The 24,582-nt window shown below is 71.8% G+C and carries 24 protein-coding genes and 1 riboswitch; of the genes, 19 read left to right on the forward strand and 5 right to left on the reverse strand.

The annotated features are described in order from the left end of the window. The first annotated feature begins 772 nt into the window (after nt 1–772). On the forward strand, nt 773–2,230 hold the full coding sequence (locus AQI94_RS36335) for an amino acid permease (protein ID WP_031049311.1): 1,458 nt from the start codon (nt 773–775) through the stop codon (nt 2,228–2,230). Nucleotides 2,231–2,240: 10 nt separating this feature from the next. Next, a complete protein-coding gene (locus tag AQI94_RS36340; protein ID WP_007380661.1) occupies nt 2,241–2,693 on the forward strand; it encodes an Lrp/AsnC family transcriptional regulator in 453 nt (150 codons plus the stop codon). Here AQI94_RS36340 and AQI94_RS36345 read toward each other — a convergent pair. Both AQI94_RS36345 and AQI94_RS36350 read right to left on the reverse strand, forming a co-directional pair. Further along, the gene (locus AQI94_RS36345; RefSeq protein WP_031049309.1) at nt 2,686–3,144 is read right to left on the reverse strand and encodes a hypothetical protein; all 459 of its coding nucleotides are present in this window, start codon (nt 3,142–3,144) and stop codon (nt 2,686–2,688) included. The genes AQI94_RS36340 and AQI94_RS36345 overlap by 8 nt on opposite strands. 11 nt (nt 3,145–3,155) lie before the next feature. After that, a complete protein-coding gene (locus AQI94_RS36350) occupies nt 3,156–3,896 on the reverse strand; it encodes a GntR family transcriptional regulator (protein ID WP_031049307.1) in 741 nt (246 codons plus the stop codon). A gap of 226 nt (nt 3,897–4,122) precedes the next feature. Between AQI94_RS36350 and AQI94_RS36355 the strand changes: the two genes are divergently transcribed. The 8 genes from AQI94_RS36355 to AQI94_RS36390 all read left to right on the forward strand — a co-directional run bounded on the left by AQI94_RS36355 (nt 4,123) and on the right by AQI94_RS36390 (nt 13,433). After that, the gene (locus AQI94_RS36355) at nt 4,123–5,277 is read left to right on the forward strand and encodes an ABC transporter substrate-binding protein (RefSeq protein ID WP_031049305.1); all 1,155 of its coding nucleotides are present in this window, start codon (nt 4,123–4,125) and stop codon (nt 5,275–5,277) included. Next, nucleotides 5,274–6,170: an ABC transporter permease gene (locus AQI94_RS36360; protein WP_031049303.1), complete on the forward strand. Its 897-nt coding sequence runs from the start codon at nt 5,274–5,276 to the stop codon at nt 6,168–6,170. The genes AQI94_RS36355 and AQI94_RS36360 overlap by 4 nt, the downstream gene beginning before the upstream one ends. Beyond that, nucleotides 6,158–6,970: an ABC transporter permease gene (locus AQI94_RS36365; protein WP_031049301.1), complete on the forward strand. Its 813-nt coding sequence runs from the start codon at nt 6,158–6,160 to the stop codon at nt 6,968–6,970. The genes AQI94_RS36360 and AQI94_RS36365 overlap by 13 nt, the downstream gene beginning before the upstream one ends. 3 nt (nt 6,971–6,973) lie before the next feature. Then, nucleotides 6,974–8,023 carry an ABC transporter ATP-binding protein gene (locus AQI94_RS36370; protein WP_031049299.1) on the forward strand — a complete coding sequence of 350 codons (1,050 nt, stop codon included), beginning with the start codon at nt 6,974–6,976 and terminating at the stop codon, nt 8,021–8,023. Between the two features lie 38 nt (nt 8,024–8,061). After that, nucleotides 8,062–9,471 carry an HAD-IA family hydrolase gene (locus tag AQI94_RS36375; protein ID WP_031049297.1) on the forward strand — a complete coding sequence of 470 codons (1,410 nt, stop codon included), beginning with the start codon at nt 8,062–8,064 and terminating at the stop codon, nt 9,469–9,471. A 105-nt stretch (nt 9,472–9,576) separates the two neighbouring features. Further along, a complete protein-coding gene (locus tag AQI94_RS36380) occupies nt 9,577–10,800 on the forward strand; it encodes an MFS transporter (RefSeq protein WP_062230139.1) in 1,224 nt (407 codons plus the stop codon). Nucleotides 10,801–10,914: 114 nt separating this feature from the next. Beyond that, nucleotides 10,915–11,703 carry a carbon-nitrogen hydrolase family protein gene (locus AQI94_RS36385; protein WP_031052695.1) on the forward strand — a complete coding sequence of 263 codons (789 nt, stop codon included), beginning with the start codon at nt 10,915–10,917 and terminating at the stop codon, nt 11,701–11,703. A 32-nt stretch (nt 11,704–11,735) separates the two neighbouring features. Further along, nucleotides 11,736–13,433: a flavin monoamine oxidase family protein gene (locus AQI94_RS36390; RefSeq protein WP_031052693.1), complete on the forward strand. Its 1,698-nt coding sequence runs from the start codon at nt 11,736–11,738 to the stop codon at nt 13,431–13,433. Nucleotides 13,434–13,812: 379 nt separating this feature from the next. On the opposite strand, the gene AQI94_RS36395 is transcribed toward AQI94_RS36390, so the two are convergent. Next, the gene (locus AQI94_RS36395) at nt 13,813–14,499 is read right to left on the reverse strand and encodes a DUF5995 family protein (RefSeq protein WP_031052692.1); all 687 of its coding nucleotides are present in this window, start codon (nt 14,497–14,499) and stop codon (nt 13,813–13,815) included. Nucleotides 14,500–14,671: 172 nt separating this feature from the next. Here AQI94_RS36395 and AQI94_RS36400 point away from each other — a divergent pair, with 172 nt between their 5' ends. Then, entirely contained in the window at nt 14,672–15,799 is a 1,128-nt protein-coding gene (locus AQI94_RS36400) for a glycoside hydrolase family 6 protein (RefSeq protein WP_031052791.1), read from the forward strand. 75 nt (nt 15,800–15,874) lie between these two features. Then, complete coding sequence (locus tag AQI94_RS36405; protein WP_031052793.1) at nt 15,875–16,333, forward strand: acyl-CoA thioesterase; 459 nt, start codon at nt 15,875–15,877, stop codon at nt 16,331–16,333. Here AQI94_RS36405 and AQI94_RS36410 read toward each other — a convergent pair. Beyond that, nucleotides 16,293–17,504 (reverse strand): MFS transporter, encoded by a 1,212-nt coding sequence (locus tag AQI94_RS36410; RefSeq protein WP_031052796.1) that lies wholly within the window; start codon nt 17,502–17,504, stop codon nt 16,293–16,295. The genes AQI94_RS36405 and AQI94_RS36410 overlap by 41 nt on opposite strands. Nucleotides 17,505–17,617: 113 nt before the next feature. Between AQI94_RS36410 and AQI94_RS36415 the strand changes: the two genes are divergently transcribed. Continuing rightward, a complete protein-coding gene (locus tag AQI94_RS36415) occupies nt 17,618–18,964 on the forward strand; it encodes an ROK family transcriptional regulator (protein WP_062230141.1) in 1,347 nt (448 codons plus the stop codon). On the opposite strand, the gene AQI94_RS36420 is transcribed toward AQI94_RS36415, so the two are convergent. Next, complete coding sequence (locus tag AQI94_RS36420; protein ID WP_031061198.1) at nt 18,940–19,680, reverse strand: SDR family oxidoreductase; 741 nt, start codon at nt 19,678–19,680, stop codon at nt 18,940–18,942. The genes AQI94_RS36415 and AQI94_RS36420 overlap by 25 nt on opposite strands. Before the next feature lie 369 nt (nt 19,681–20,049). Then, nucleotides 20,050–20,180, forward strand: a riboswitch (FMN riboswitch). A 146-nt stretch (nt 20,181–20,326) separates the two neighbouring features. Here AQI94_RS36420 and AQI94_RS36425 point away from each other — a divergent pair. From AQI94_RS36425 to hisG, 6 genes are read left to right on the forward strand one after another with little or no spacing between them, the layout of a single operon-like run. Further along, nucleotides 20,327–20,932, forward strand: a complete 606-nt coding sequence (locus AQI94_RS36425) for a riboflavin synthase (protein ID WP_031061195.1) — start codon at nt 20,327–20,329, stop codon at nt 20,930–20,932. Beyond that, nucleotides 20,929–21,570, forward strand: coding sequence for a nicotinamide mononucleotide transporter family protein (locus AQI94_RS36430; protein ID WP_031061192.1), 642 nt, complete (start codon nt 20,929–20,931; stop codon nt 21,568–21,570). Before AQI94_RS36425 ends, AQI94_RS36430 begins: the two co-directional genes overlap by 4 nt. Beyond that, nucleotides 21,567–22,856: a bifunctional 3,4-dihydroxy-2-butanone-4-phosphate synthase/GTP cyclohydrolase II gene (locus tag AQI94_RS36435; protein WP_031061189.1), complete on the forward strand. Its 1,290-nt coding sequence runs from the start codon at nt 21,567–21,569 to the stop codon at nt 22,854–22,856. The genes AQI94_RS36430 and AQI94_RS36435 overlap by 4 nt, the downstream gene beginning before the upstream one ends. Nucleotides 22,857–22,880: 24 nt before the next feature. Further along, nucleotides 22,881–23,366 carry a 6,7-dimethyl-8-ribityllumazine synthase gene (ribH, locus tag AQI94_RS36440; protein WP_020117407.1) on the forward strand — a complete coding sequence of 162 codons (486 nt, stop codon included), beginning with the start codon at nt 22,881–22,883 and terminating at the stop codon, nt 23,364–23,366. Nucleotides 23,367–23,400: 34 nt separating this feature from the next. Beyond that, nucleotides 23,401–23,673, forward strand: a complete 273-nt coding sequence (locus tag AQI94_RS36445; RefSeq protein ID WP_020117406.1) for a phosphoribosyl-ATP diphosphatase — start codon at nt 23,401–23,403, stop codon at nt 23,671–23,673. Nucleotides 23,674–23,717: 44 nt separating this feature from the next. Further along, the gene (gene hisG / locus AQI94_RS36450; protein ID WP_031061185.1) at nt 23,718–24,575 is read left to right on the forward strand and encodes an ATP phosphoribosyltransferase; all 858 of its coding nucleotides are present in this window, start codon (nt 23,718–23,720) and stop codon (nt 24,573–24,575) included. Nucleotides 24,576–24,582 lie beyond the last annotated feature (7 nt).

The raw sequence follows: 24,582 nt of genomic DNA on the forward strand, positions 1-24,582 counted from the left end.
AGCGTCGAAGGGACTTGACCGACGGGTCGCGTGCGTCGGCGCTCCGGACGCGGCTTGCGGCGGGGCCGGGCAGGCGGGGGCGGGAAGGTGGGCGTGGCCGAGGTGCGGGCGGTTGCAGGGCGCCGGAGGTTCGCTGGCGAGGGTCGAAGGGGGGTGACGGGGCGCGTGGATGGATGTGCGGGCCGCGGCCACGGATAGGCCGGCAGATGGGGCTTGGGCGGGCGGGGCGTCTCGGGGGCGCGGGAGGGGTGCTGGCGAGAGCCGACGGGGTTGATGGGGGTGTGCATCAGCTCTCCGGCTGAGGCCTGCGTTAAGGCCGGGCATGCCGGCTTCAAAAAGAGGGGCGCCGGAGTTTCGCCGGCGAGGGCCGAGGGGGATGACGGGGGCGCGCATGGACGCTCCGGCTGCGGTCTGCAGCGAGGCGGGGCGGATGCGGGTCGGTGAGATGGGTGTGGTTGGTCGTGGTGCGGGTGGTTGCGAGGGAGCAGAAGGGCGCTGACGGGGGCTGATGGGGGCGTGCGTCGGCGCTCCGGCCGTGGTGTGCGGCGAGGCCGCGCAGGTGGGGTTCGGGAAGAGGAACCTTGCCGAGGCGCGGGCGGTGGCGGTGACCCCTGATGGGGGCCGCAAGGGGTAGTGCGCAACGAAGGTTCGCCTGGTCCCGTGGAACGCAACGATCTTGCGAGTGCGTGCAAGGTTGCTGCATTACGGCTGTGACCTCCGGGCTCATAGGGTGCTTCGCTGTACTCACCTGCAACGACGAAGGAGTCAGCGCGTGCTCGACCAAGGCGCACCCCCGCAACAGCGCACCCCACAGGCGACGGGGCTCGGCGCGCGCCTCATGCGGCGCAAGCCGGTGGAACGCCTCGTCGCCGAGGGCGGCCAGGGCGAGGGAGGGGCCCTCAGGCGCTCGCTCGGACTGTGGCAGCTGACGATGATCAGCATCGGTGCCACCCTCGGCACCGGCATCTTCGTCGTCCTCGGCGAGGCGGTCCCCAAGGCAGGCCCGGCCGTCACCCTGTCCTTCGTGATCGCAGGCCTCACCGCACTCTTCTCGGCCCTCTCCTACGCCGAGCTCGCGGGCACCATCCCGGTCGCCGGGTCCTCGTACTCGTACGCGTACGCAACCATGGGCGAACTGATCGCCTGGATCTGCGGCTGGTGCCTGGTCCTGGAGTACGGCGTCTCGGTCGCCGCCGTGGCCGTCGGCTGGGGCGAGTACCTCAACGAGCTGCTCGACGGGACCATCGGCGTCACCATCCCGGACGCGCTGTCCGCCCCGCCCGGCGACGGCGGCGTCTTCAACCTGCCGGCGCTCATAGTCGTCCTGCTCGCCATGGCCTTCCTGCTGGGCGGTGCCCGCGAGTCGGCCCGCGCCAACACCGTCATGGTGGTCGTGAAGATGGCCGCGCTGGTGCTGTTCTGCGCGATCGGGATCCAGGGCTTCCGCTCGGGCAACTACGAGCACTTCATGCCGCTCGGGATGGCGGGCGTGAGCGCGGCCGGTGCCACGCTCTTCTTCTCGTACATCGGCTTCGACGCCGCCTCCACCGCCGGTGAGGAGGCGAAGAACGCCCAGCGCGACCTGCCCCGGGCGATCATGCTGTCGCTGGTCATCGTGACCGCGCTGTACGTCCTGGTCGCCGCCGTCGCGGTCGGCGCCAAGCCCTGGCAGCACTTCAACGACTCGGAGGCCGCGCTCGCCCAGATCATGCGCGAGGTCACCGGACAGAGCTTCTGGGGCACCCTGCTGGCGTTCTGCGCGGTCATCGCCATCGCGAGCGTCGTCCTGACCGTCCTCTACGGCCAGACCCGCATCCTCTTCGCGATGTCCCGGGACGGACTGGTGCCGAAGGTGTTCGCCCGGGTCCACCCGAAGACCGGCGCGCCCCGCGCCAACACGGTGATCGTCTCCCTGTTCTGCGGGGTGCTGGCCGCGGCGATCCCGCTCGGTCAGCTCGCCGACGCCACCAGCATCGGCACGCTCTTCGCCTTCGCGCTGGTCAACATCGCCGTCGTGGTGCTGCGCCGGACCCGCCCCGACATGCCCCGCACCTTCCGGGTCCCGCTCTCGCCGGTCTTCCCGGCGCTGGGCTTCGGCTTCTGCGTGTGGATGATGGGCAGCCTGTCCACCGTCACCTGGGTGGTCTTCGGGGTCTGGATGGCAGTCGGGCTCGTGTTCTACTTCGGGTACGGCCATCGCCGTTCCCGACTCGCAACACCCGAAAGCTGATCCACCCACCGTGCTGAACGATCTCGACGAACGCATCGTGCACGCCCTCGCCGAGGACGCCCGCCGCTCCTACGCGGACATCGGGCAGATCGTCGGCCTGTCCGCGCCCGCCGTGAAACGGCGTGTGGACCGGCTGCGTGCCACCGGAGCCATCACCGGATTCACCGTACGGGTGGACCCGGCCGCCCTCGGCTGGGAGACCGAGGGGTTCGTCGAGATCTACTGCCGGCGCAACACCTCCCCGGAGACCATCCAGCGGGGCCTGGAGCGCTACCAGGAGGTCGTGGCCGCCTCCACCGTCACCGGCGAGGCGGACGCGGTCGTGCAGGTCTTCGCCTCCGACATGCGGCACTTCGAGCGCGTCCTGGAGCGGATCGCGGGCGAGCCGTTCGTGGAGCGGACCAAGTCGGTGCTGGTCCTCTCGCCCCTGCTGCGCCGCTTCTCCTCGGGCTCGCCTACCTGACCTCCTCGGCGCGGCGGCGGACCGCCGCGAGCAGCCGTCGTACGGAGAGCGCGTGCCCGTGCGTACCGATCACGAGCAGCCGGTAGAGGGTGCCGACCGGCCCCGGGAACCGTGCCCGGGTCTCGGCCCGCAGCCGGGTCCGACCGGGGCCGGCCCCGTCGAGGCGGAAGACCAGGGCGTACGTCGAGAAGTAGTGGCGGCCCACCAGGACGAGCTCCCGGCCCGGGGCGGCGGACTGCACACGGAAGCCGGGGTAGGCCGAGCCCTCGGCCAGGGGGCGCGGTCCGGCGGCCGTGCGGTCCGGGCAGCCCACCAGACGGGCGTATCCGGCGAGGCGTCCCCCGGAGAAGGAGCGGTCCAGGACCTCGCCGATGCCCTGCCACACGGTGCGGGCGTCCGCCGCCACGATCTCGGTGTGCTCGTCCACGTGCGGGAGGCTGCTGATCTCCATGAGGATCCCCTTCAGTCGGCCGTTTTTCTGGCCAGCGCGTTGTTCCCGATCGAGTTGTGCACGCTGAAGCTCACCGCGTCCGAACGGTAGCGGTCGTCCGACCACTCCACCGGCCGGCCCTCACGGGTCGTGGTCACCCGGCGGACCCGCAGCAGCGGGCTCGTGCGGCGGACGCCCAGCAGCTCCGCGTCCTGCGCTCCCGCCGCCACCGCGTCGATGACGTGCTCCCCGTAGGCGAACACCAACCCCGTGTCGTCGTACAGGCGTTGAGTGACCGAGGGGCACCCGGGCTCGATCGCCTCGACGGTCGGGGAGATCCAGTCGGCGTACACCGTCCGCTCCAGCAGTACCGGTTCGCCGTCCAGCCCGCGCACCCGTAGGACGTGCAACACCGGTGTGCCGACGGCGAGTTGGAGGCGAACCGAGTCCTCCTTGGTGGCCGGACGGTACTCCTGTGCGACCACCTGGCCCGTCGCCTCACGCCCCATCGCCCGGGCCCACTCGGCGAAGCTGCGCAGTTCGGCGAAGCTCTGACTGCGGCGGCTGGCGAGGACCACGCGGCGGGCGCCCTGCCGGGAGCCGATGAGCCCCTCGGCCGTCAGCGTCGCGACCGCCTGGCGGACCGTGCCGCGTGAGACGCCGTAGTGGGCCGCGAGCTCCGTCTCTGCGGGCAGCAGGCTGCCGACGGTGTACTCCTCGCGGTCGATCGCCCGGCGCAGTTCGTCGGCGATCTCCTCGTGTCGCGCCCCCATGCTTCCCCTCTGAGTCGGTCACTGTGCACAGCGTGACCAGCGTAGTCGACAACCAGAGCGGCTCGAATGAGCCCTGATTGTGCGGGAATTCAGGGGTCGGTGTTTCGCCAGTGTTTACGAACAGGACACCAGCGGCAGCCTTACTGAGGCCAACTTGTTCAGACAAGTTCTCTCCCTCTTGACTCCCGTATGGCTCCTGCACCCTCGCGCGTCCCCTGGAGAAGCCGTGACCGTGTCCCTGCCGAGAACCGCCGCCCTCGGTGCTCTCGCCACCCTCGCCGCCCTCACCCTGAGCGCCTGTGGCGCAGCCCCCGACACCGCGTCGACCACCGCCGACGGCAAGAACGCCGCCACCGCCACCTCCGCCGCCGACTTCGGCGGCATGGACAAGCTGGTCGCCGCGGCCAAGAAGGAGGGCACGCTCAACGCCATCGCGCTGCCCCGCGACTGGGCCAACTACGGGGCCCTCATCGACGGCTTCCAGAAGAAGTACGGCATCAAGATCTCCGTCGAGAACCCCGACGGTTCCAGCCAGGACGAGATCAACGCCGTGACCTCGCGGAAGGGGCAGAACCGGGCGCCCGACGTCCTCGACCTCGGCAGCTCCTTCGCGATCAGCGCCGCCCAGCAGGGCCTTCTCGCGCCCTACAAGGTGGCCTCGTACGGCGACCTCCCCACCGGGCAGAAGGACCCGCAGGCCCGCTGGTACAACGACTACGGCGGCTACATCTCCATCGGCTGCGACGCCAAGCGGGTCAAGACCTGCCCCACCACCTTCGCCGACCTGCTCAAGCCGCAGTACAAGGGCCAGGTCGCCCTCAACGGCAACCCCACCAAGTCCGGTTCGGCCTTCGGCGGTGTCTACGCGGCCGCACTCGCGAACGGCGGCTCCTTCGACGACATCCAGCCCGGCCTCGACTTCTTCGCCAAGCTGAAGAAGAACGGCAACTACACGCCCGTCGAGTCGACCCCGGCCACCGTCGAGAAGGGCGAGACGCCGATCAGCATCGACTGGGACTACCTGAACGCCGGGTACGCCGACGAGTTCAAGTCCAAGGGCGTCGACTGGAAGGTCACCGTCCCGAGCGACGGCCAGTTCTCGCAGTACTACTCCCAGGCCGTCAACAAGGACGCCCCGCACCCGGCGGCCGCCCGCCTGTGGCAGGAGTACCTCTACAGCGCCGAGGGCCAGAACCTCTGGCTCAAGGGGTACGCCCGCCCGGCCCTGATGACCGCGATGGACAAGGCCGGCACCCTCGACAAGACCGCCGCCGCCAAGCTGCCCGAGGTCACCGGCACGCCCAAGTTCCCGACCGAGGCCCAGCAGGACAAGGCCAAGACGGTCCTCGGACAGGGCTGGGCGAAGGCCGTCTCCGGATGACGGCCACCGCCGTACGAGTGGACACGGCGCCCGCCGCCCAGGTGAGGCGGCGGCGCCGGTCCCTCGGCTGGGTCGCGGTCGTCCCACTGCTCGCGTTCGTCGCGGTAGCCTTCGGGCTGCCCGCCCTCGCCATGCTCGACGGCGCCTTCACCGCCAAGGACCCGGCCACCGGGGCGACTTCGTACACCCTCGGCAACCTGACGACCTCCCTCAAGGGCGCCTACCTCACCGCACTGCTCGGCAGCGTGAAGCTGTCGGCCGTGTCCGCCGCCCTCGGCACCCTGGTCGGACTGCCGCTCGCCCAGGCCGTGGTGTCCTCCCGCTTCCGCGCCCTGCGCGAGGCCGTGCTCACCGCGTCCGGGGTCCTCGCCAACTTCGGCGGTGTCCCCTTGGCCTTCGCCTTCGTCGCCACGCTCGGCAACGCCGGTGTGCTGACCCGGCACCTCGGCCTCACCGACCAGGGCTGGGACCTCTACAGCTTCTGGGGCCTGGTCATCGTCTACCTGTACTTCCTGATCCCGCTCATGGTGCTCACCGTCACCCCCGCCCTGGACGGGCTGCGCGTCCAGTGGCGCGAGGCCGCGCAGAACAACGGGGCGACGACCGTGCAGTACTGGCGTTTCGTCGCCCTGCCCGTCCTGCTGCCCACCCTGCTCGGCGGTTTCGTGCTGCTCTTCGGCAGCGCCTTCGCCGCGTACGCCACCGCCGCCGCGATGGTGGGCAGCTCGATCCCGCTGGTCACCCTGCAGATCGCCGACGCCATCTCCGGCAACGTGCTCGTCGGACAGGAGAACGTGGCGCTCGCCCTCAGCCTCGACATGGTCCTGGTCGCCGGCCTGGTCATGGCCGTGTACCTGCCCCTGCAGCGAAGGAGCGCCCGATGGCTCGCCTGAACCTGTGGCGGTGGGGCGTGCTCGGCCTCGCCGGGCTGTACTTCCTGGTGCCGCTCGCCGCGTCCGTCGTCTTCACCGTCGACGTGCCCGGCCAGGGCATCACCTTCGACGCCTACACCCGGATCTTCGCCACCGACGGCTTCGTCTCCAGCCTGCTGCTCTCGCTGGAACTGGCCCTCGCCACCATCGCCGTGGTGCTGCTGCTGATGGTGCCCGCCATGGTCGCGCTGCGGCTCGGGGCGCCCCGCCTGCGGCCGGTCGTCGAGGTGGTGTGCTCGTTGCCCCTGGTCGTCCCGCCGATCGCCTTCGTCGCCGGCATCGGCACGGTCCTCAAGTGGGGGCCCGACCACCTCTCGCGCACCCCGCTGTTCGAGACCTTCGTGGCGATCCAGAACCCCGACTTCCCGTTCGTCCTGGTCCTGGCCTACGTCGTGATGGCGCTGCCCTTCGTGTACCGGGCGCTGGACGCCGGCCTGCGCGCGGTCGACGTCCGCACTCTCGTCGAGGCCGCCCGCAGCTGCGGTGCCGGCTGGCCGCAGGCCCTCATGCAGGCCGTACTGCCGAATCTGCGGGGCGCCCTCCTCAACGCCTCCTTCCTCACCCTGGCCCTGGTGCTCGGCGAGTTCACCGTGGCCCAGCTGTTGGGCTTCCGGCCGTTCGCCGTGTGGATCGTCAACGTCAGCGGCTCGCAGGCCCAGTTGTCCGTCGCCGTGTCCGTGCTCAGCCTGCTCGTGACGTGGGTGCTGCTCCTCGTCCTGGCCGGCTTCGGCGGCCGTACCCGTCCTACCTCCCGGGGATGACCCATGCCTGAAACAGCTGCCACCGTCGAATTCCGGGGACTGAGGCGGGAGTTCGGTCCGACCGTCGCCCTCGACGGACTGGACCTGACCGCCCGGCCGGGCGAACTGCTCGCCCTGCTCGGCCCGTCCGGCTGCGGCAAGACCACCGCCCTCCGGATGCTCGCCGGCTTCGAACACCCCGACTCCGGCGAGGTGCTGGTCGACGGCGAGGACGTGACCCGGGTGCCGGCCCACCGCCGGGACGCCGGGATGGTCTTCCAGTCCTACAGCCTCTTCCCGCACCTCGACGCGCTCGACAACGTGGCCTTCGGACTGCGGATGCGCAAGGTCCGTACAGTCGAACGACGTGCCAGGGCCGCCGAGTTGCTGGACCTCGTGGGGCTCGCCGACAAGGGCGGCCGGTTCCCGCACCAGCTCTCCGGCGGCCAGCAGCAGCGGGTCGCGCTGGCCCGCGCGCTCGCCCTGCGCCCCCGCGTGCTCCTCCTCGACGAACCCCTCTCCGCGCTGGACGCCAAGGTGCGGCTCAGCCTCCGCGAGGAGATCCGCCGCCTCCAGCAGGAACTCGGCATCACCACCCTGTTCGTCACCCACGACCAGGAGGAGGCCCTGTCCATGGCCGACCGGGTCGCCGTGATGCACGCCGGCCGGCTCGAACAGTGCGCGCCCCCCAGCGAGTTGTACGGCCGTCCCGCGACCGCCTTCGTCGCCGAGTTCGTGGGCACGATGAGCCGGATCCCGGGCCGGATCGCCCAGGACACGGTCGACGTGCTCGGACAGCGGCTGCCGGTCGACGGCCCGGTGCCGTCCGCCACCGAGGTCGACGTGCTGGTGCGGCCGGAGGCCGTGCGCGTGCGCGCCGAGACCGACGGGAAGTCCCGCGTGGTCGCCACGTCCTTCCTGGGCGCGGCCGTCCGTGTCACCGTCCGGCTGGCCGACGGCACCGAGGTCAAGGCCGACCTGCCCGCGCACGAGGCCGCCGGGCTCACCGCCGGTGCCGTGGTGGGCGTGTCACTGCCCGAGCGGCCGGTGCTGGTGGCGGAACGCACCCGCTGATCCCCTCGTACGACTCCCCCCACACGAAAGAGAGAACCGTGACTCGACTCCCGCTCCAGGCCGTCCTGTTCGACATGGACGGCACGCTCGTCGACACCGAGCGGCTGTGGTGGGAGGCGGTGGAGCAGGTCGCCGGGCGCACCCTGACCGAGGCGGACCGGCCGGACGTGCTCGGCCGTCCGGTCGAGCACACGGCCGCCTGGCTGGCCGCGGCCACGGGCGTCCCGGCCGCCGGCCTCGCCGAGACCCTGCACCGGGAGTTCGCGGACCGCGTCCGCACCGGTGTCGTGCCCCGCCCCGGCGCGCTCGACCTGCTGGACGCCCTCGCACGGAAGCGGATCCCCACCGCCCTGGTGACCGCGTCCCCCCGCTCCGTCGCCGACACCGTCCTGGAGGCCCTGGGCGGCGCGAGCCGCTTCGCCGTCTCCGTCACCGCGGACGACACCGAGCACACCAAGCCCGCGCCCGACCCCTATCTCGCCGCCTGCCGCGCGCTCGGCGTGGACCCCTCGGGATGCGTGGCCGTCGAGGACACGGAGACCGGCGTGCGCTCCGCCGAGGCGGCCGGCTGTGCCGTGCTCGCCGTGCCCTCACTGGCCCCCGTCGCCGCGGCCCCGGGACGCACGGTCCTGACCGGCCTCGACGACGTCACCGTGGCCGGGCTGCGCGCCCTGCTGCCGTACCGGCTCCGCGTGATGACCTGGAACCTCTGGTACGGCGGCACCAAGGTCCACGACCACCGGGCCAAGCAGCTCAAGGTCCTCACCGAGACCGACGTGGACGTGGTCGGGCTCCAGGAGACGTACGGCACCGCCGCCGAGGAGCTCGCCCTGGCACTCGGCTGGCACCACCACCGGGCCGGGACGAACCTCGGCATCATCAGCCGCTTCCCGATCACGGCCGCTCTGGGCGACCCGGACGTCGGTTTCTACGGGGCGGCCGGCGCGCGGATCGCCGTGGGGGAGCGGGAGGTCGACGTCTGGACGGCCCACCTCGACGCCGAGCGGTACGGGCCCTACGCGGCCGAGCCGCTCGCCCACGAGGAGGTGCGGCTCGGGCAGCTGCGGGACACCCTGCGCCGGATCGGGGAGGCCGCGCCCGTCGTGCTCGTCGGCGACTTCAACAGCCCCTCCCATCTGGACCGGCCGGACGTCGAGTGGCCGGTGACGAAGGCGGCGGAGGAGGCCGGCTTCCGGGACTCCTACCGGGAGGCCCGGCCGGACCCCGTGCGCGATCCCGGACACACCTGGTCGCCGGTGCACGCCCACCCGGAGCCGCAGGACCGGATCGACTTCGTCCTCCACCGCGGCCTGCGGGTCCTCGACTCGCGGACCCAGGTCAGCGGCACCCCGCGGACCTGGCCTGACGTCGAGGACAACGACTGGCCGTCCGACCACGCCGCGGTGATCACCACATTCTCGCTGGGCAGCGGGCCCGCGACTGTCTAGCATCGGTGTCATGACCTGGCGACATTGATCCACCAGCCGTGCCTCCCGAGGGCCGCCTCGGACGCCGTACCCACGACGTCCGAACCGCCCTTCCGGGAAGGCCTCATGACACTCTCACCCGCACGTGTGCCCGCGACCGGCGTCCGCCGGCTGACGACCACGCTGTACGGCTACGCGTTCCTCGACGACCTCGTCCTGCTCTACCCGGTGTACGCGCTGCTGTTCGCCGACACCGGTCTGCCGCTCTGGCAGATCTCCTCGCTGTTCGCCCTGTGGTCCCTCACGGCCGTCGTCCTGGAGGTGCCCTCCGGCGCCTGGGCCGACACCGTCTCGCGGCGCCGCCTGCTGTGGCTCGGCCCGCTGCTCACGGCCGCCGGCTTCGCGCTGTGGGTGACCGTGCCGTCGTACGGCTCCTTCGCGCTGGGCTTCGTCCTGTGGGGAGCCGGCGGCGCGCTCGGCTCCGGTTCGCTGGAGGCCCTGGTCTACGACGAGCTGGAACGGCTCGGGGCCGCCGAGCGGTACGCGCGCGTGATGGGGCGGACCCGCGCGGCACGGCTGCTGGCCACCGTGGCGGCGATGGGCCTCGCCGGGCCGGTCCTCGCCCTAGGCGGCTATCCGGCCGTCGGCGCCGCTAGCGTCCTGGCCTGTCTGCTGGCCGCGGCGACGGCGACCAGGCTCCCCGAACACCGGGTGCCCGCCGAGAAGGGGAGCACCCGCTGGTCGGCGACGCTGCGGGCCGGACTCGCCGAGGCCCGCGGCGACCGGGCCGTCCAGGGCGCTCTGCTGCTCATCCCGGCCGTCGTCGCGGTGTGGGGCGCCCTCGACGAGTACGTCTCACTGCTGATCCGCGACCTCGGTGTCGCCGACACCACCGTGCCCTACCTGGTCCTGCTGGTCTGGGCGACCGTGACCGTCGGCAGCCTGTTCGCCGGCCCCGCCGAGCGCCTCGGCACCCGCGGCCTCGCCGCCCTGATCGCGGGGTCCGCGCTCGCCCTGGCCGTGGGCGCCGGAGTCCGCACCCCGGCCGGGATCGCCCTCGTGGGCCTCGCCTTCGCCGGCTTCCAGCTGGCCGAGGTGCTCGTCGACGTCCGCCTCCAGCACCGCATCGAGGACGCCCGCCGGGCCACCCTGACCTCGGTCGCGAGCCTCGGCACGGAACTGGCCACGGTCGCCGTGTTCGGCCTCTACGCCCTGCTCGGCGCGGCCATGGCGCACAGCACGGTCTTCGTGATCCTCTCCGCGCCGTATCTGGTCACGGCACTGGTGCTGGCCCGGGGAAGCGGGCGGGCACGCAACGAATCGCCGCGGGAGCGGCCTCGTACGCAATGAACCGCTCACCGGCGCGCAACGGCTTCTCCTTGTCCGCCCCGGTGAGCCGCCCGTACCGTCTACATGGCCCTTCAGTGGCCCCCACATCCACCTTCCGCCCGGTGAGGATCCCGCATGCGCACCGCCCTGCTCCAGAGCTCCGGCCGCCCCGGCTCCGTCGAGGGGAACCTCAAGGTCCTCGACGAGGCCGCGGGCCGGGCCGCCGCCGCGGGCGCCGCGCTGCTGGCCGCACCGGAGATGTTCCTCACCGGGTACGCGATCGGTGACGACATCGGCCGTCTCGCGGAGGCGGCCGACGGCGACTCGGCGGACGCGGTCGCGGAGATCGCCGGGCGGCACGGGATCGCGATCGCCTACGGCTACCCCGAGCTGGCCGGCGGGTCCGTCTTCAACTCCGCCCAGCTGATCTCCGCCGACGGCGTCCGGCTCGCCAACTACCGCAAGACCCATCTCTTCGGCTGCTTCGAGCGCGAGCAGTTCGAGCCGGGCGAACAGCCCGTCGTCCAGGCCGAGCTGGGCGGACTCACCGTCGGCCTCATGATCTGCTACGACGTCGAGTTCCCGGAGAACGTCCGCGCCCACGCCCTCGCCGGCACCGACCTCCTGGTCGTGCCGACCGCCCAGATGCACCCGTTCCAGTTCGTCGCCGAGTCCCTGGTGCCGGTGCGGGCCTGGGAGAACCAGATGTATGTCGCCTACGTCAACCGGGTGGGCCAGGAAGGGGAGTTCGAGTTCGTCGGACTGTCCGTGCTGGCCGGCCCCGACGGGGTGGCCCGGGCGCGCGCCGGACGCGCCGAGGAACTGGTGTTCGCCGACGCCGACCCCGCCCTCCTCGCCGCCTCCCGTGCGGCGAACCCGTATCTGAAGGACCGCAGGCCCGGCCTCTACGGGTCCCTCGTCTGAACCACCCCTTTGTTCCAAGGAGTCCGTACCCCATGACGTCCACCGTGCCCAACGCCGTCGAGCACGCAGACGAGCAGCAGCCGCCGATCACCATGTTCGGACCGGACTTCCCCTACGCCTACGACGACTTCCTCGCCCATCCGGCGGGCCTCGGCCAGATACCGGCGACCGAGCACGGCACCGAGGTCGCGGTGATCGGCGGCGGCCTATCCGGCATCGTGGCCGCGTACGAGCTGATGAAGATGGGCCTCAAGCCGGTCGTCTACGAGGCCGACCAGATCGGCGGACGGCTCAGGACCGTGGGCTTCGAGGGCTGCGATCCCACCCTGACCGCGGAGATGGGCGCGATGCGCTTCCCGCCCTCCTCCACCGCCCTCCAGCACTACATCGACCTCGTCGGACTGGAGACCCGCCCCTTCCCCAACCCCCTTGCGGAGGCGACCCCTTCGACGGTCGTCGACCTCAAGGGCGAGTCCCACTACGCCGAGACCGTCGCCGATCTCCCGCAGGTCTACCGGGATGTCGCGGCCGCCTGGAACAAGTGCCTCGAAGAGGGCGCCGACTTCTCCGACATGAACCGCGCGATGCGCGAGCGGGACGTGCCGCGCATCCGTGAGATCTGGGCCGAGCTCGTCGAGAAGCTCGACAACCAGACCTTCTACGGCTTCCTCTGCGACTCCGAGGCCTTCAAGTCCTTCCGGCACCGCGAGATCTTCGGCCAGGTCGGCTTCGGCACCGGCGGCTGGGACACCGACTTCCCGAACTCCATCCTGGAGATCCTGCGCGTCGTCTACACCGAGGCCGACGACCACCATCGCGGGATCGTCGGCGGTTCGCAGCAGCTGCCGCTCAGGCTGTGGGAGCGCGAGCCGGAGAAGATCGTGCACTGGGCCTACGGCACCTCGCTCGCGAAGCTGCACCGGGGCGGCCGGCCCCGCCCCGCGGTCACCCGGCTGCACCGCACGGCCGGCAACCGGATCACGGTGACCGACGCCGACGGCGACATCCGCACCTACGCGGCGGCGATCTTCACCGCGCAGTCCTGGATGCTGCTGTCCAAGATCGCCTGCGACGACTCGCTCTTCCCGATCGACCACTGGACGGCGATCGAGCGCACCCACTACATGGAGAGCTCGAAGCTCTTCGTCCCCGTGGACCGGCCGTTCTGGCTGGACAAGGACGAGGAGACGGGCCGGGACGTCATGTCGATGACGCTCACCGACCGCATGACGCGCGGGACGTACCTCCTGGACGACGGCCCGGACAAGCCCGCCGTCATCTGCCTCTCCTACACCTGGTGCGACGACAGCCTGAAGTGGCTGCCGCTGTCCGCGAACGAGCGGATGGAGGTCATGCTGAAGTCGCTCGGCGAGATCTATCCCAAGGTCGACATCCGCAAGCACGTCATCGGCAGCCCGGTGACCGTCTCCTGGGAGAACGAGCCCTACTTCATGGGCGCGTTCAAGGCCAACCTGCCCGGCCACTACCGCTACCAGCGGCGGCTGTTCACCCACTTCATGCAGGACCGGCTGCCCGAGGACAAGCGGGGCATCTTCCTCGCCGGCGACGACATCTCCTGGACGGCCGGCTGGGCCGAGGGCGCGATCCAGACCGCGCTGAACGCGGTCTGGGGCGTCATGCACCACTTCGGCGGCGAGACCGACGCGACCAACCCCGGCCCGGGGGACGTGTACGAGGAGATCGCACCGGTCGAACTCCCCGAGGACTAGCCCCCGACGGCCCGCGCCCACCCCGTACGACACCCGGACCGACGACGGGACCGGCCGGGTAGGACCGTGCTCGGCTTCGAGACCCCGCAACGTGGGTCACTTGTCGGCGAGTTGCCGGACCAGGGCGGGCGGGGGGTCCGGGCCGCCCTCGACCCGCCAGGAGTCGGTGATCTCGTCCAGTACCCGCGCGCGTGCGGGGAAGTGGCCCGCGTCCGCGGTCGCGTACTCGTCGGTCGGCCCACCGGCGCCGAGAGGCGTCGCTCGTCGCGGACAACCCGGCGCGGGGCCCTGTGGGTTGGAACAGGCCGTGCGGAGGGGCCACCAGGACGCCGGTGCAGAGGTCGGCGGGCCGACGTGAACCCGGTGCGCCGGAGTCGGTTCAGGCCGGCAGCGGAGTGAGCAGCATGCGTCCCGCGAATCCCACCGCTGTGTCCAGGCGCTCGGTGAACTCCCCGGCCATGTCGGGCAGTCCGCGCAGGGCCCACAGCGCCCGGGCCGCGGTCCAGGTGGCGTCGCGGGCGCGCTCCAGGCTCCAGGAGCCCAGCAGATGGGTGAGCGGGTCGGCGACCTGGAGAAGGTCGGGGCCCGGCATCAGATCTTCGCGGATGCGCTCCTCCAGCGAGACGAGGAGATCGCCCACGCGGTCGAACTCGTCCTCCACGTCCGCGGGTTCGCAGCCGAGCGTACGACAGGTGTCCACCACGGCGAGCGCCAGGTCGTGGCCGATGTGCGCGTTGATGCCCGCGAGCGCGAACTGAAGTGGTCGTACGCCGGGATGACGACGGAACTGGAACAGGGGCCGCCAGCAGGCCGGCGGACGGCCCTCGCGGGCCGCCGCGTCCACCGCCGCGAGATAGCGCTCGGCGAACCGCACGTCCAGCGTGATCGCGGCCCGCGCGTCCGCGAACCGGCCCCCGTCGACGCACCGGTCGACCGCCTCGGTGACGGCGAGGTAGACGCGGTTGAAGACCGCGACGCCGTCCCGCTCGGGCAGGTCCTCCTCCAGGGCGCGCATACGGGAGACGACCGTGTCGAGGGGAGTGGTGAACTGTTCCAATTGCGCCATAGCGGCAGGGTCCCAGTCCTAAGGTGGCCGGGGTACCGGCGGGCCGGACGCTTCCCCAGAACGGGGGAACGCGCCCGTCGCGCGAGGGGGGAGCGGCAGCGTGTCAGGCTCACGTGCCCAGCGGCTGGCCGCGCGCCGCGCCGCGCGCAGGCGGGCCACGGGCCGCGGCGTGATGGTCGCGGCGGCCTCCGTGGTGGTCGCCGTCGGCACCGCGACCGGAATGCTCTCCTCGCTCGACGACCGGCAGGGCTCCGACGAGGCGAGGCCCGGTCTCGTCAGCGGCTCCCCGAGCCGGAGTTCGCCGTCCCCCGTGGCGTCGGTGTCCGATCCGGCCTCTCCCTCCGCATCTGCCCCGGCCTCGGCTTCCGCGAAGGCGAGCGCGTCCCCGTCCCCCAAGAAGGCGGGCCACGGTCCCGCGAAGGCCGGGCCCACCACCACCCGCCTCTACCGTCACCCCGCCTCCCAGGTGCTCGACTGGGTGCGGGACCATCCGCGCGACTGGCGTGCCGAGGTCATAGAGTCCCGCATCGCCGACCGGCCGGCCGCGGTCTGGTTCGCCGACTACACCCCGGGGACCATCACCTCCCGGGTCCGCGCGGTCACCTCGGGCGGTGCCGCGCAGGGCCGGGTCCCGGTGCTGGTGCCGTACGCGATCCCGGACCGCGACTGCGGCGGCGCCTCTCAGGGCGGGGCCCCGGATCTCGGCGCGTACGACGCCTGGATCGACCGGTTCGCCGCGGGGCTCGGCTCCGGCGAGGTCGTCGTCGTCCTGGAGCCCGACTCGATCGCCCAGTCCGACTGCCTCTCCGACGCGGGGCGCGCCGACCGCTTCGCCGCGCTGGCCAGAGCGGGCCGCGTCCTGAAGGCCGCGAACCCCGAGGCCCGCGTCTACTTCGACGCCGGGCACTCCGCCTGGCGTCCGGCGTCCGAACAGGCGGCCCTGCTCCGGCGGGCGGGCGCCGCCTCGGGCGCCTCCTCCGACGGGATCTTCAGCAACGTCTCCAACTTCCACACCACCTCCGCCGAGATCGCCTACGACCGCCGGGTCCTGGACGCCCTCGCCGGACCGTCGAGTCTGGGCGCCGTCATCGACACCAGCCGCAACGGCAACGGCGCCCCGTCCGACGGCGAGTGGTGCGACCCGGCGGGCCGGAAGATCGGCCGGCCTCCGAGCCTGAACACCGGCGAGGCGAGGATCGACGCCTACCTGTGGGTGAAGCTGCCGGGGGAGTCGGACGGGTGCCGGGGCACACCGGGCACGTTCAGCCCGTCGTACGCCTACGACCTGGCCTCGTCGTAGACGTACGGCCACTCCGGACGGGTTGAGCGACCGCTTAGGATAGGGGTCGTTGCCGTATACACCCAGGAGTTCCGCGTGACCGCCGAAGCCGCCCTCGCCCCCGACCTGTCCTACGGACGGCTGATCCCGGTCACCGTCCACTTCGACGATCTGGACGCCCTGGGCATGCTCCACAACGCCCGCTACCCGCTGCTCGTCGAGCGGGCCTGGACCGAGTTCTGGAAGGACCACGGCGTCCGCTTCGACGGCGACTGGGCGAGCGCCGGGGACGCCTGCAACGTCGTCAAGGAACTGCTGATCGGCTACGAGGCCCCCGTCACCCGGACCGGCCCCTACGCCGTCCACCTCTGGCTGGAGCGGCTCGGCAGCACCGGCCTGACCTACGGTTTCCGGTTCTGTTCCGCGGACGGCGGCACGACGTACGCGCGCGGCACCCGGGTACTGGTCCGGCTGGACGCGGAGACGCTGCGCCCCACGCCCTGGAGCGAGGGCTTCAGGGCCGCCGCTCAGGAACTGCTGCCGTCGCGGGGCTGAGCTTCGGGCGGTCACGGTCGCCGGCGCGCAGCACGCCCGCGAAGGCGACGAGACCGCCGGCCAGGACGGTCACCAGGACGAAGGACACCATCAGGCTGGTGGCCTGTGCCAGCGTGCCGATCGCGCTCGGGGCGATCAGCCCCGAGGTGTAGGTGATCGTCGCGACTCCGGCGATCGCCAGACTGGGGTTGGACCCGCTGCGGCCCGCCGCGGCGAAGCACAGCGGCACGACCACCGCGATACCGAGCCCCATCAGCGCGAACCCGCCCATCGCCACGGCCGGTCGGTCCGCGAGGACGATGAGCAGTCCGCCGAGCACGGCCAGGGCCCCGCTCGCCCGGACCGTACGCACCGAGCCGAACCGGTCCACGATCCGGTCGCCTACGAGCCGCGCGACCGCCATGGTGAACGTGAAACCGGTGGTGCACGCGGCCGCGAGCCCGGCCGAGGTCTCCAGCTGGTCCCGCAGATAGACCGCGGACCAGTCCAGGCTCGCGCCCTCCGCGAACACCGCGCAGAATCCCACCGCGCCGATCAGCAGCGCCGACTTCGGGGGCAGCGCGAACCGGGGCGGCGGCTCCTCGTCCTCGGTGGGCTGCAGGTCCAGTACCCAGCGGCAGAACCACAGGCCGAGCAGGGTGAGGGTGACCGACGCGAGCGCGTGGTGCAGCCGGGCGTCCGAGCCCAGATGCGCGGCCAGGGTGCCGGCCGCCGAGCCGATCAGGGCCCCCGCGCTCCACATGCCGTGCAGTCCGGACATGATCGAGCGGCCCAGCCGGTTCTCCACCTCGACACCGAGCGCGTTCATCGCCACGTCCGCCATGCCGGCGGTGGCGCCGTACACGAAGAGGGCCAGGCAGAGCGTGAGGAGGTTCGGGGCGAGGGAGGGCAGCACCAGGGCCAGCGTCCACAGGGTGATCAGACCGCGCAGGGCGTTCCGGGCGCCGAAGCGGTGGCTGACACTTCCGGCCAGCGGCATCGCCACGGACGCGCCGAGCGCGGGGAACGCGAGCGCGAGCCCCAGCTGACCGGCGCTCACCGAGGCATGGTCCTGGATCCAGGGCACCCGGGTCGCGAACGAACCGGTCACGGCCCCGTGCACGGCGAACACGGCGGCCACGGCGTACCGGGCCCGCCGTACCTCCGTCGGCGCGTACACCCCATCGCTCATGGTCAGGCCCCTCCCGGATCCTCGTCGTCCCCATGGTGCCGCCGTAAACTATCAGGAACCCTGCCTGATAGATAGCGCATATTCGGCACGGTGGATCTGAGAGGATTCCCGGCATGCCCGCATCCCCGAGCACCGCCCGGGCCATCAACGACCGGCTCGCCCTGCGCCTGCTCCAGCAGGAAGGCCCGCTGACGGCAGGGCAGTTGAAGCAGCTCACCGGCCTGTCCCGGCCGTCCGTCGCCGACCTCGTCGAGCGCCTCGCCGCCGCCGGGCTGATCGACGTGGTCGGGGAGTCGGGGGAGCAGCGCCGCGGCCCGAACGCGAAGCTGTACGGCATCGTCGCCGACCAGGCCCATCTCGCCGCCCTCGACGTCCGCACCGAGGGCGTCTCGGTCGTGGTCTCCGACCTGCTGGGAGGCGTGCTGGCCGAGGCGTCGGTGCCCATCGGCGGGGACACGGGAACCGGGCCCGCGGTCGAGCAGGCCGTCGCGCTGGTCGAGCGGGCGGCCAAGGAGGCGGGGGTGCCCGAACTCCACACCGTCGGCATCGGCGCCCCCGGCCTGATCGACCCGGCCACGGGTGAACTCCGCGACTCCGGCGGCCTGCCCGCCTGGCACCGGCGACTGGTGCTGGCACTGCAGGAGCGGCTCCCGCGGACCCGCGTCCATGTCGAGAACGAGACCAACCTCGCGGCGCTGGCGGAACAGCGCGAGGGGGTGGCCCGGGACCGGGACACCTTCGTTCTCCTGTGGCTCGGCCACGGCACGGGTGCGGCCGTCGTCCTGGAGGGCACCCTGCGCCGGGGCGCGTCGGGCGGCACGGGGGAGATCGGTTTCCTGCCCGTGCCGGGCACGGCGGGCCTGCCGTCGGCCGTGGACTGCGAGGGGGGCTTCCACTCCCTGGCGGGGTCGGCGGCGATCGTGGCCCTGGCGGAACGGCACGGGCTGACGGTCGAGGCGCGGGGGTACGAGCCGCCGGCCGCGAGCGTGGTCCGGGAAGCGGTGGCGAGCGCGGCGGCGGGGGCGGCGACGGCAGCGGGGGCGGTAACGACGGCGGTGACGGGTGCGGCGACGGGAGTGATGGCGGGGGCGGCGACGGGTGCGGTGGCGGGTGCCGCGACGGACTTCCTCGACGCGCTCGCCGACCGCCTCGCCGTGGGCGTCGCCGCGGTCGTCGCCATCCTCGACCCCGGCTGCCTGGTGCTGGCCGGGGAGGTCGGCCAGGCCGGCGGGGCGGACCTCGCGGCGCGAGTGGAGCGGCGGGTCCGCCGTATGTCACCGCTGCCCACGGAGGTGCGGGTGAGCGCGCTGGGAGGAGGGGCGGTCCTGCGGGGCGCCCTGCTCACCGCGCGGGAGAGGGCTCAGGACGAGTTGTTCGCGCCCCTCCAGGGGCGCGGGGCCCCGCCTGGTCATGCGGCTCCGCCGCGCGGGCGCGATCAGCTCCCGCCGGCCCGCAGGTAGTCCTCGAACGTCCCCTTCCCCACCGCCTGTTCCGGCGCGAGATGCCCACCCGCGCGAAACGCCCGGTACGCCTTCCCGAACAGCCGCACGCTCACCACCGGCCGCTTCCGCCCGGTGGCCCGCAGCTGGGCGCGCGCCAGATCGGCGAGCGTACGCACCTGCGGGCCGCCCATGTCCGGCACCCGCCCCGCCGGTTCCGCCGTGGCCAACTCGGCCAGCCGTCCGGCCACTTCGGCCACCTCGACGGGCTGGACCCGGACACCCGCCGGCACCGGCAGCACCGGCGGCCGGGCCAGCCCCCGGAACAGCGTCACGAGCAGATCGTGGAACTGGGTCGTCCGCAGGATCGTCCACCCGACCCCCGACTCCTCGATCATCCGCTCCACGGCGAGCTTGGTCCGGTAGTAGGGGAACGGCACCCGGTCCACCCCGACGATCGAGATGTACACGAGATGCCCCACGCCGGCCCGGCGGGCCGCGTCCAGCAGGTTCCGCGCCGAGCGTTCGTCCCCGCCCCGCTGCGTGGTAGCGCAGTGCACGATCGCCGACACCCCCGCGACGGCCGCGTCCAACCCCGGCCCGCCCTCGCGCAGATCGACCGGATGACGCGGACTGTGGCGGCTCAGCACCCGCACCTCGTGCCCGTCCGCCGTCAGCCGCTCGGTGACGAGCCGCCCCAGCGTTCCGGTGCCACCGGTCACCAGGATCGTGGTCATCTGTCCATCCCCTCGGGACGTCGGGCGCTCCCGGACGGAACGCCCTGTCACACCACAGACCGCACAGAGCTCCCGGAATGTGACATCCGCCTGGTGACGGGCCGCCCGGACACGCGCTCGGCAGGGAAGGAGACCCGGCGGCGGGCAAGGGCCGTCGTCACCGCCGCCGGGCCCGTCTCTACGGGTGTCCACGCACGGCGACCCTAAAAAGGACTAGACCATTACGTCAATGGATCTGCGCCATCCGCCCGTCGGCAATCTGGCGGCGGTCGGCCTCGACATGTCCATCGACACTGTCTGTGAGGCACCCCACACCCATCGCCTGTATGGACGTCGATCAGGCGTGGCAGACTGGCTCTGTACCAGAAGCAGCGCACTCCGGGGTCGGTGAAAGTCCGAACCGGCGGTTACAGTCCGCGACCCGACCGCTTCCAGCGGCCGGTTGACCAGGTGAAATTCCTGGACCGACGGTTAAAGTCCGGATGGGAGGCAGTGCGCGGCGGGCGGGCATTCGTGCGCGCCGCCGTATCCGTTCGTCCTGAGGGACGAGTGCGTCCGGCGTCGCCCCCGGTGTTTCCGCTCGTCCTTTCTGTCGTCATCGACAGCCCCGGAGTCCGTGCCCCAAGAGGCAGGGAGGACCCGGGAAGTGTTCACCGGAATCGTCGAAGAGCTGGGCGAGATCACCGCCGTCGAGAACCTCGGCGACGCCTGTCGCTTCCGACTGCGCGGCCCGATCGTCACCGAGGGCGCCAAACACGGGGACTCCATCGCCGTCAACGGCGTCTGCCTCACCGTCGTCGAGCACGAGGGCGACGAGTTCACGGCCGACGTCATGGCCGAGACCCTCGACCGCTCCAGCCTCGGCGCCCTGGGCGTCGGCTCCCGCGTCAACCTGGAGCGCCCCACGGCCGTGGGCGCCCGCCTCGGCGGACACAACGTGCAGGGGCACGTGGACGGCACCGGCGAGGTCCTGGAGCGCAAGCCCTCCGAGCACTGGGAGATCATCAAGATCTCGCTGCCCGCGGACCTCTCGCGGTACGTCGTGGAGAAGGGCTCCATCACGGTCGACGGCATCAGCCTCACCGTCGTGGACGCCGGCCCCGACTACTTCACCGTCAGCCTCATCCCCACCACCCTCGACCTGACCACGCTCGGCCTCAAGCAGCCCGGCGCCCCGGTCAACCTCGAGGTCGACGTCGTCGCCAAGTACGTCGAGCGCCTGCTCGCGAGCAGTCAGGGGGCGGGGAAGTGAACTCCCTCAACACCGAGGCCTTCACCCTGTTCGGCCAGCACATCCTCTGGTCGGACATGATCGGCAACATCCTCGGCCTCATAGCCCTCGCCCTCGGCTGGCGGCGCAACCTGTGGAGCTGGCCGGTGCAGTTCGCCTCCGGCCTCATCCTCTTCGGCGCCTTCTACGGGCACCTCACCGGCAGCGCCGGCAAGCAGGCCGTCGTCATGGTGGTCGCCCTGTACGGCTGGTGGCAGTGGAACCGCAACAAGGGCGAATCCGGCGACGGTCACATCGCGCCCCGCTTCGCCACCTGGCGTGAGCGCGGTGCCCTCGTCGGCGCCGCCGCCGTCGGCACCGTCGCGGTCGCCCTGCTCTTCAAGGCCTACCCGACCCTGTCCTGGGACCCCTGGCCGGACGCCTACATCTTCGTCGGCACCGTCGTCGCCATGTACGCCCAGGCGCGCGGCATGGTCGAGTTCTGGTTCGCCTGGCTCCTCGTCGACCTCGTCGGCGTCCCGCTGAACTTCGCCAACGGCTACGCCTTCTCCGGCTTCGTCTACGTCATCTACGGCGCGCTCGTCCTGTGGGGCATGCGCGACTGGTGGCTGCGCTCGCGGGAATCCGCGCGGCCCGTCCTGGAAGGAGCGCCGGCATGACCGCCGCACCCATTCTGTACAGCACCGACGGGTTCGAGGACTTCGCGCTGGACCCCGTCGAGCAGGCCATCGCCGACATCGCGGCCGGCCGCCCGATCGTGGTCGTCGACGACGAGGACCGCGAGAACGAGGGCGACCTGGTCGTCGCCGCCGAGAAGGTCACCCCCGAGATCGTCGCCTTCATGATGAGCGAGTGCCGCGGCCTGATCTGCGCCCCCATGGAGGGCGACGAACTGGAGCGGCTCAAGCTGCCGCAGATGGTCGACGACAACACCGAGTCGATGAAGACCGCGTTCACCGTCTCCGTCGACGCGTCCGGGGCCCACGGAGTGACCACCGGGATCTCGGCCGCCGACCGCGCGACCACGCTCCGACTCCTCGCGAGCGGCGACGCCGACCACACCGACTTCGTCCGCCCCGGCCACATCTTCCCGCTGCGCGCCAAGGACGGAGGCGTCCTCACCCGCAACGGCCACACCGAGGCCGCCGTCGACCTCGCACGCCTCGCGGGCCTGCGCCCGGCCGGCGCGATCGTGGAGATCGCCGGCGAGGACGGCCGGATGCTCCGCCTCCCCGAGCTGATCCCCTTCGCCCGCAAGCACGGCCTGACGATCATCTCCATCGAGGACCTGATCGCCTACCGCCGCAGCAGCGAGCCCACGGTCCGCCGCGAGGCCGAGACCCGGCTGCCCACCGCCCACGGCACCTTCACGGCGTACGGCTACCGCTCCACCGTCGACGGCGTCGAGCACGTCGCCCTGGTCCACGGCGAGATCGGCGACGGCGAGGACGTCCTGGTCCGCGTCCACTCCGAGTGCCTCACCGGAGACATCTTCGGCTCCCTGCGCTGCGACTGCGGCCCCCAGCTCGACGCCTCCCTGGAGCGCATCCGGACCGAGGGCAGGGGAGTGGTGGTCTACCTGCGCGGCCACGAGGGGCGCGGCATCGGCCTGCTCTCCAAGCTGCGGGCGTACGAACTCCAGGAACAGGGGCACGACACTCTCGACGCCAACCTGGAGCTCGGCCTGCCCGCCGACGCCCGCGACTACGGCGCCGGCGCGCAGATCCTTCAGGACCTCGGCGTCAGCAGCCTGCGCCTGATGACCAACAACCCGGAGAAGTCCGACGCCCTCCTGCGGCACGGCCTCAAGGTCACCGGCCGGGAGCCGATGCCCGTGCAGGCGGGCGAGCACAACCTCCGCTACCTGCGCACCAAGCGGGACCGGATGGGCCACGACCTTCCCTGGCTGGACACCGCCCCGGTGTCCACCTGCAGCAACCAGTAAGCACTTCGAGGAGAGTTCGAGAACGTGAGCGGCAAGGGTGCACCGGAGCTGTCCGTACGCAACGTGGGCGACCTCAGGGTCGCCGTCATCGCGGCGCAGTGGCACGAGAAGGTGATGGACGGACTGGTCGACGGCGCCCTGCGCGCCCTGCACGACCTGGGCATCGACGAGCCGACCCTGCTCAGGGTCCCCGGCAGCTGGGAGCTCCCGGTCGTCGCCAAGGTCCTCGCGGGCCGCGGCTACGACGCGATCGTCGCCCTCGGCGTCGTCATCCGCGGCGGCACCCCGCACTTCGAGTACGTGTGCCAGGGCGTCACCCAGGGCCTCACCCAGGTCTCCGTCGAGACCGGCGTCCCCGTCGGCATGGGCGTGCTGACCTGCGACACCGAGGAGCAGGCCCTGGACCGGGCCGGCATCGAGGGCTCGAACGAGGACAAGGGGCACGAGGCGGTGACCGCCGCGGTGGCCACGGCGGCCACCCTCCGCTCAGTATCTGAACCGTGGCACTAGGTGGTGCGGGCTTACGCGTAAAGTGGGCGCCACCATGTCCAATAAGACGTTCGAGGAGCTCTTCACCGAGCTCCAGCACAAGGCAGCCAACGGGGATCCCGCCACCTCCCGCACCGCGGAACTGGTCGGCAAGGGCGTCCATGCCATCGGCAAGAAGGTCGTCGAAGAGGCCGCCGAGGTCTGGATGGCCGCCGAGTACGAGGGCAAGGAGGCGGCCGCCGAGGAGATCTCGCAGCTGCTCTACCACGTCCAGGTGATGATGGTCGCGCGCGGGATCTCCCTCGACGACGTCTACGCCCACCTGTAAGCCAGTCGCCGAAACCACCCCTCAGAGCAAAGGAAGCCGACCTCATGCTGCGCATCGCCGTCCCCAACAAGGGTTCCCTGTCAGGACCTGCGGCGGACATGCTGCATGAGGCCGGCTACCAGCAGCGCCGCGAGTCCAAGGAACTGCGGATCGTCGACCCGGTCAACGACGTGGAGTTCTTCTACCTCCGCCCCCGGGACATCGCGATCTACGTCTCCTCCGGCCGGCTCGACATCGGCATCACCGGCCGCGACCTGCTGATCGACTCCGGCGCCCAGGCCGAGGAGATCCTGCCGCTCGGTTTCGCCCGCTCCACCTTCCGCTTCGCCGCCAAGCCGGGCACCGCCAACGGCGTCGAGGACCTCAAGGGCAAGACGGTCGCCACCTCCTACGAGGGGATCGTCGCCGGGCACCTCGCCGACCACGGCGTCGACGCCGCCGTCGTCCACCTCGACGGTGCCGTCGAGACCGCCATCGAGCTCGGCGTCGCCGAGGTCATCGCGGACGTCGTCGAGACCGGCACCAGCCTGCGCAACGCGGGCCTGGAGGTCTTCGGCGAGCCCATCATGAAGTCCGAGGCCATCGTCATCCGCCGTACCGACGCCGACGCGGACGACGCCGCGGAGTCGAAGGTCCAGCAGTTCCTGCGCCGCCTCCAGGGCGTCCTGGTGGCACGGACATACGTGATGATGGACTACGACTGCCGCGTCGAGCAGCTGGAGAAGGCCGTCGCGCTCACGCCGGGCCTGGAGTCCCCGACGGTCTCCCCGCTGCACAACGAGGGCTGGGTCGCCGTCCGCGCGATGGTCCCCGCCAAGGAGGCGCAGCGGATCATGGACGACCTGTACGACATCGGCGCGCGGGCCATCCTGACGACGGCCATCCACGCCTGCCGTCTGTGAGGGGCGT

The sequence above is a fragment of the Streptomyces pseudovenezuelae genome (assembly GCF_001513955.1).
Lineage (GTDB): Bacteria > Actinomycetota > Actinomycetes > Streptomycetales > Streptomycetaceae > Streptomyces > Streptomyces pseudovenezuelae.